The 5,874-nt window shown below is 67.4% G+C and carries 7 protein-coding genes; all 7 read left to right on the forward strand.

Annotated elements, in window-relative coordinates:
- Positions 1 to 723: nitrilase-related carbon-nitrogen hydrolase (locus tag AC1RQC_RS40205; protein ID WP_492886845.1), on the forward strand; the 723-nt coding region annotated here is incomplete at its 5' end.
- Positions 674 to 1,807, forward strand: a complete 1,134-nt coding sequence (locus AC1RQC_RS40210) for an MSMEG_0568 family radical SAM protein (RefSeq protein WP_492886847.1) — start codon at positions 674 to 676, stop codon at positions 1,805 to 1,807. The genes AC1RQC_RS40205 and AC1RQC_RS40210, both read left to right, overlap by 50 nt.
- Positions 1,804 to 2,349, forward strand: a complete 546-nt coding sequence (locus AC1RQC_RS40215) for an MSMEG_0567/Sll0786 family nitrogen starvation N-acetyltransferase (protein ID WP_492886849.1) — start codon at positions 1,804 to 1,806, stop codon at positions 2,347 to 2,349. The genes AC1RQC_RS40210 and AC1RQC_RS40215 overlap by 4 nt, the downstream gene beginning before the upstream one ends.
- A complete protein-coding gene (locus AC1RQC_RS40220) occupies positions 2,346 to 3,356 on the forward strand; it encodes a sll0787 family AIR synthase-like protein (RefSeq protein ID WP_492886851.1) in 1,011 nt (336 codons plus the stop codon). Before AC1RQC_RS40215 ends, AC1RQC_RS40220 begins: the two co-directional genes overlap by 4 nt.
- Before the next feature lie 9 nt (positions 3,357 to 3,365).
- Positions 3,366 to 3,653 (forward strand): MSMEG_0570 family nitrogen starvation response protein, encoded by a 288-nt coding sequence (locus tag AC1RQC_RS40225; RefSeq protein ID WP_492829247.1) that lies wholly within the window; start codon positions 3,366 to 3,368, stop codon positions 3,651 to 3,653.
- Between the two features lie 250 nt (positions 3,654 to 3,903).
- On the forward strand, positions 3,904 to 5,184 hold the full coding sequence (locus tag AC1RQC_RS40230; protein ID WP_492886853.1) for an MSMEG_0569 family flavin-dependent oxidoreductase: 1,281 nt from the start codon (positions 3,904 to 3,906) through the stop codon (positions 5,182 to 5,184).
- A 1-nt stretch (position 5,185) separates the two neighbouring features.
- Positions 5,186 to 5,874: Pnap_2097 family protein (locus AC1RQC_RS40235; protein ID WP_492886855.1), on the forward strand; the 689-nt coding region annotated here is incomplete at its 3' end.

Below are 5,874 nucleotides of genomic sequence, written 5' to 3' on the forward strand. Positions count from 1 at the left end.
GTGCTCGGCGTCAACGAGCGCGACCACGGCAGTCTCTACAACACGCAACTCATTTTCGATACCGACGGCCGCCTGGTGCTCAAGCGCCGCAAGATCACGCCGACGTTCCATGAACGGATGATCTGGGGCCAGGGTGACGCGGCCGGCCTGAAGGTGGCCGAAACCGCCATCGGCCGCGTGGGCGCGCTGGCTTGCTGGGAGCACTACAACCCGCTGGCCCGCTATGCGCTGATGACCCAGCACGAGGAAATCCACTGCAGCCAGTTTCCCGGCTCGCTGGTGGGCCCCATCTTTGCCGATCAGATCGAAGTCACCATCCGCCATCACGCGCTGGAATCCGGCTGCTTCGTGGTCAACGCCACTGGCTGGCTGACCGACGAGCAGATCGCCTCGGTGACTACCGACCCCGCCTTGCAAAAGGCGCTGCGCGGCGGCTGCAACACCGCCATCGTGTCGCCGGAGGGCCAGCACCTGGCGCCGCCGCTGCGCGAGGGCGAGGGCATGGTGATCGCGGACCTGGATATGTCGCTCATCACCAAGCGCAAGCGAATGATGGATTCGGTGGGGCACTACGCCCGGCCGGAATTGCTCAGCCTTGCCATCAACGACCGGCCGGCGGCGACCGCATCGCCCATGGCCACCGCCTTGTCCAACTACCACGGGAGCACCCACCATGAACTCCAGCGCGATGACGCCGGCCTTGAGCCGGTTGTCGGTAACTGAGCTTCGGACCGAGCTGCAATCGGTCGGGCTGCGCCTGCTGGACCCGGCAGCGGGCGCCGCCAGCCGGCGCGGCGGCGCGGGCCCGTCCGACCACAAGGCGGTGACCGTGGATGGCGTGACCATCATGGTGCCGGTGCATACCAATACCGCCTGGCATTCGCCGTACTTGGCGTCGTCGCCGGATGGCAAGGGCACCAGCGCGCTGCTGCGCGGCACCATCCCGATTGCGAACATCAGCTTTCCGAAAGCGCCGCGCTTCTCGGCGCTGCAGACGATGGAAGGCGTGCCGTACTCGCACATCGCCACGCTGCACAGCGCGGACGTGCTGGCCACCACGGTGCTGCAAACCTGCATCCGCTACGAGAGCCGGCGCAAGACCTGCAAGTTCTGCGCGATCGGGCAATCGCTCGCGGCGGGGCGCACCATCGCGCGCAAGACGCCGGAGCAACTGGCCGAAGTGGCGCGCGCCGCCGTGCTGCTCGATGGCGTCAAGCATATGGTGCTGACCACCGGCACGCCGCCCACGCCGGACCGCGGCGCCGCAATTCTTTGCGAAAGCGCCTTTGCCATCAAGGCGGCGGTGGACCTGCCCATCCAGGCGCAGTGCGAGCCGCCGGACGACGACCGCTGGTTCGAGCGCATGAAGGCTTCCGGCATCGATACGCTGGGCATGCACCTGGAAGTGGTCACGCCCGCTCTGCGCGCGCGGATCATGCCGGGCAAGGCGGCCGTGCCGATCAGCCGCTATATGGAGGCGTTCAAGGCCGCGGTTGCCGTGTTTGGCCGGGGGCAGGTGAGCACCTATATCCTCGCCGGGCTCGGCGATAGCGTTGAGACCATCCTGTCGATCTCGAAGGAACTGGTCGAGCTTGGCGTCTATCCCTTCGTGGTGCCCTTTGTGCCCATCACCGGCACGCCGCTGGAAGACCATCCCGCGCCGCCGCCTGCATTCATGAAGTCCATCCTCCAGCCGCTGGGCGCGATGATCAGCGCGGCGGGCATGCGCTCGGCGGATATCAAGGCGGGCTGCGGCAAGTGCGGCGCCTGCTCCTCGCTGTCTTCGTATGAAGAGGTGGCGGCATGAACGACGATCTCTGTGTGGAAGTGCCCGCGGCCACGACGTTCCGCATCCGCTGGGCCGGGGCGCAGTGGGAGGCGGACGAGGCCATGGCGCTGCGCCGGGCGGTGTTCTGCCATGAGCAGGGCATCTTTGTTGACGACGACCGCGACGCGATCGACGACACCGCCCAACTGCTGGTGGCGGTGAAGTGCGAGGCGGATGCGCCGCAGAGGGTGGTCGGCACCGTGCGCATCCACGAAACCGAGCCCGGCGTGTGGTTTGGCTCACGGCTGGCCGTGCACGCCGCATACCGCAGCCACGGCAAGATCGGCGCGACGCTGATCAAGCTGGCGGTGAGCAGCGCGAACGGGCTGGGCTGCACCCGATTCCTCGCGCATGTGCAGAGCCAGAATGTGCCGCTGTTCCGCCGCTTGCATTGGGATGTGCTGGCCGAGGAAACGCTGCTTGGCCGCCCGCACCACCTGATGCAGGCGGACCTGGACTACTACCCGGCGTGCCTGACGCCGCGCATTGGCCTGTCGACGCTGGGCAGGAGCGGGACATGAACGTCGCGCAGATCGTGGAAAGCCTGCGCGCCAGCCGTGGCTTTGGCCACAAGACCGATATTGCCGGCGTGCTGTCGTCGCTGGGCAATGCGCTGCCGGGCGGCATGCGCGATCTCGGCCAGGCCGTTGCGGTGGGCGACGATTGCGCCGCGATTGCCGATCATGACGGCTACCTGCTGTTCGCGATCGAAGGCATGGTCCGGGATTTCATCGATGCCAAGCCGTGGTTCGCGGGCTACAGCGCGGTGATGGTCAACGTCAGCGATATCTATGCCATGGGCGGCCGCCCGCTGGCGGTGGTGGACGCCATCTGGAGCAACGGCGTGGCCAACGCCGCCGAAGTGCTCAAGGGCATGGCGGCAGCCTCGGCGGCGTATGGCGTGCCGATCGTCGGCGGGCACAGCAATGCCCGCAGCGATCAGGCCCAGCTTGCGGTGGCCATTGTCGGGCGGGCGCGGCGCCTGCTATCGAGTTTCGCGGCGCGCCCGGGCGACCGGTTGCTGATGGCGGTCGATTTGCGTGGCGCCTTTGCCGAGCCGTACCCGTACTGGAACGCCTCCACCGAGGCGCCGCCCGCGCGGCTGCGCGCCGATCTCGAACTGCTGCCCGCGCTGGCCGAAGACGGCCTGTGCGCGGCGGCCAAGGACATCAGCATGGCCGGCACGCTGGGCACGGCACTGATGCTGCTGGAATGTTCCGGCGTGGGCGCGCGGATCGACCTGGGCCGCATCCCGGCGCCCGTGGGGGTGCCGATGGCGCGCTGGCTCACGGCGTTTCCGAGCTACGGCTTCCTGCTGGCCGTGCGCGAGCAGGATGTGGCGCGTGTGAGCGAGCGATTCAGGGCGCGGGACATTGCCTGCGCGGATATCGGCGTCATCGACGATTCACGGCAGATCTCTGTCAGCGGTGCCGGCGAAACCGCGCTGCTGTGGGACTTCGCGCGTGATGCATTTATCGTCCCGCAGGCTGGTTGTCCAGCGCGGGATGCCACCCACATCGATGCCTGAGGAGCCCTCATGCCAGTCACGCATTTCCGCATACGTTGGCCCGATCAGACCGAGGTCACCTGTTATTCCCCGTCCTCGGTGGTCACCGAGTTCTTTGTCCCGGGACGGGACTACGCGCTGGCCGAGTTCCTGGCGATCGCCAGGCAGGCGCTGGGCAGTGCCTCGGAGCGCGTCAGGGCGAAGTATGGCTATGCCTGCTCCTCTGCCATGGACCAGCTTGAACAGATCGAGACCACCGCCGCGCGTTTTTGCGCCCAGCCTGGCGCCACGGTGCGCGTGATCGGCTTCGGGCGTTAAGTTCAGCCAATTGTGGTCTCCCCTCTCCCGCTTGCGGGAGAGGGGCGGGGGAGAGGGCGGGCGGTGGCAATGGCGCAGGCCCTCACTCTGAGCAGGAGCCCACCCTCTCCCCCGGCCCCTCTCCCACTGCGTGGGAGAGGGGAGCAAACCAGTGGTGGATTAGCCCACGGGGAAGTTCGAAGACCGGCATCTGAAGAGCCCGCATCTGAGAGCCCTAACGCATCTCACAGCAATCAACGAAGGACGCATCATGTCTAACACCCGCAACGAAACCAAGGCCACCTCCCCCCAGCACTACAGCGTCATCATCGTCGGTGGCGGCCAGGCTGGCCTGTCCATGAGCTACTACCTCAAGCAGGCCGGCATCGATCATCTCGTCATCGAGAAGCACACCGTCACCCACACCTGGCGCAGCCAGCGCTGGGATGCCTTCTGCCTGGTCACGCCAAACTGGCAGTGCGCCTTGCCCGGCTATCCCTACCAGGGCAACGACCCGCACGGCTTCATGAAGAAGGACGAGATCACCGCCTACCTCGATGGCTTTATCGGCATGGTGAATGCGCCGGTGCTGGAGCACACCGAGGTGTCGCGCGTGAGGCCGCTGGAGCAGGGCGGCTATCTGGTCTGCACCTCGCAGGGCGACTTCACCGCCGGGCAGGTGGTGGTGGCCTCCGGCGGCTATCACACGCCGATCGTGCCGCGCATGGCGGAGCGCCTGCCCGCCGGCATCCGGCAGATCCAGTCCTCCGAGTACCGCAGCCCGCAGGCCTTGCCGGAGGGCGGCGTGCTGGTGGTGGGCTCCGGCCAGTCCGGCGCGCAGATCGCCGAAGACCTGCACCTGGCGGGCCGCAAGGTGTTCCTGGCCGTGGGCCAGGCGCCGCGCTGCGCGCGCTTCTACCGTGGCCGCGACGTGGTGGACTGGCTGGCTGACATGCAGTACTACGACATGCCGGTGCAGGAGCATCCGCTGCGCGAGGGCGTGCGCGACAACACCAATCACTATGTGACGGGCCGCGACGGCGGGCGCGACATCGATCTGCGCAAGTTCGCCACCGAAGGCATGGAGCTGTTCGGCGCGCTGGAGGATTTCCATGACGGCAAGCTGCGCTTCACGCCGAACCTGAAAGCCAACCTTGACGATGCGGACGACACCTACAACCGCATCAACGCGAGCATCGACAAGTTCATCGACAAGCACGGCATCGCCGCCCCGCCCGCCAGCACGTATGCGCCGGTATGGTCGCCGGGCGAGGAGCGTTGGGCGCTGGACCTGGCGCAGGCGGGCATCGGCGCCATTGTCTGGTGCATCGGCTTTCGCCCGGATTTCAGCTGGCTGGAGGCGCCGGTCTTCAACGGGCGCGGCTATCCCGGCCACGTGCGCGGCGTGACGGCGCAGGACGGCCTGTACTTCCTCGGGCTGCCGTGGCTGCACACCTGGGGCTCCGGGCGTTTCTCCGGCGTTGCGCGCGATGCCGAATACCTGGCGGCCATCGTCAGCGAAAAGCTCGGCGCGCGAGCCCTGGCAGCCTGACATGTTCCGCGCGAGCACAAGCTATGTCGCCGGCATGCCGAACCTGTCCTATACCGGCCTGTCGGAGAACTGGCTGCTCAAGGCTTGCGGCGACCTGCACTGGCAAGGGCTGGCGGCGCTGTCCGGGCAGGCGTTGCCGGCGTTCCGGGACGCGCAGGGCAACAAGGCCTATGCCGCATTCACCGCGATCCGGCTGCGGGAGGCATCGCTGGAAGCGCTTGGCGAGAACGATGGCTTCTCGGTGAACACGCAGTTGATGCGGGTGGCCGGCGCGCGCCACTTCAGCACGCATGCACTGAGGCGCGATGGCGATGGTGATGGTGACGGGCCAAGCGCCAGGCGGGCCGAGGTATCGATGGTGTCCACCTTTATCCGCCGTGAGCGCGAACGCGACAATCGTTCGGTGGTCAGGGCTGCTTTCAACCTGCCGGCGGACGGGCCGCCACCCGCGGCGGCGGCGGAGATGGGCGCGCTGGCCAAGCGCTTCCGGGCGGGCGACTGGTCCTTCCATCTTGGCCTGGAGCGGGCACGGCACCTCGGCAGCCACATGGCCGAGTACCTGCCTTGCCCCTATGCTGACTTCAACGGCGCGGACCTGCTCTACTTCGCCAACTTCCAGGCCATCGTCGATCGTGCCGAATGGCAATGGCAGCGTTTTGACGAGCCGCCGGTGATTGCCGGGCGCGACCT

The organism is Cupriavidus sp. GW822-FHT03E04 (assembly GCF_058801495.1).

What these genes read in the sequence shown, in the direction of transcription:
- AC1RQC_RS40225 (WP_492829247.1), top strand. Translation starts at nt 3,366, where the DNA reads ATGCCAGTCACGCATTTCCGCATACGTTGGCCCGATCAGACCGAGGTC.
- AC1RQC_RS40210 (WP_492886847.1), top strand. Translation starts at nt 674, where the DNA reads ATGAACTCCAGCGCGATGACGCCGGCCTTGAGCCGGTTGTCGGTAACT.
- AC1RQC_RS40220 (WP_492886851.1), top strand. Translation starts at nt 2,346, where the DNA reads ATGAACGTCGCGCAGATCGTGGAAAGCCTGCGCGCCAGCCGTGGCTTT.
- AC1RQC_RS40215 (WP_492886849.1), top strand. Translation starts at nt 1,804, where the DNA reads ATGAACGACGATCTCTGTGTGGAAGTGCCCGCGGCCACGACGTTCCGC.
- AC1RQC_RS40230 (WP_492886853.1), top strand. Translation starts at nt 3,904, where the DNA reads ATGTCTAACACCCGCAACGAAACCAAGGCCACCTCCCCCCAGCACTAC.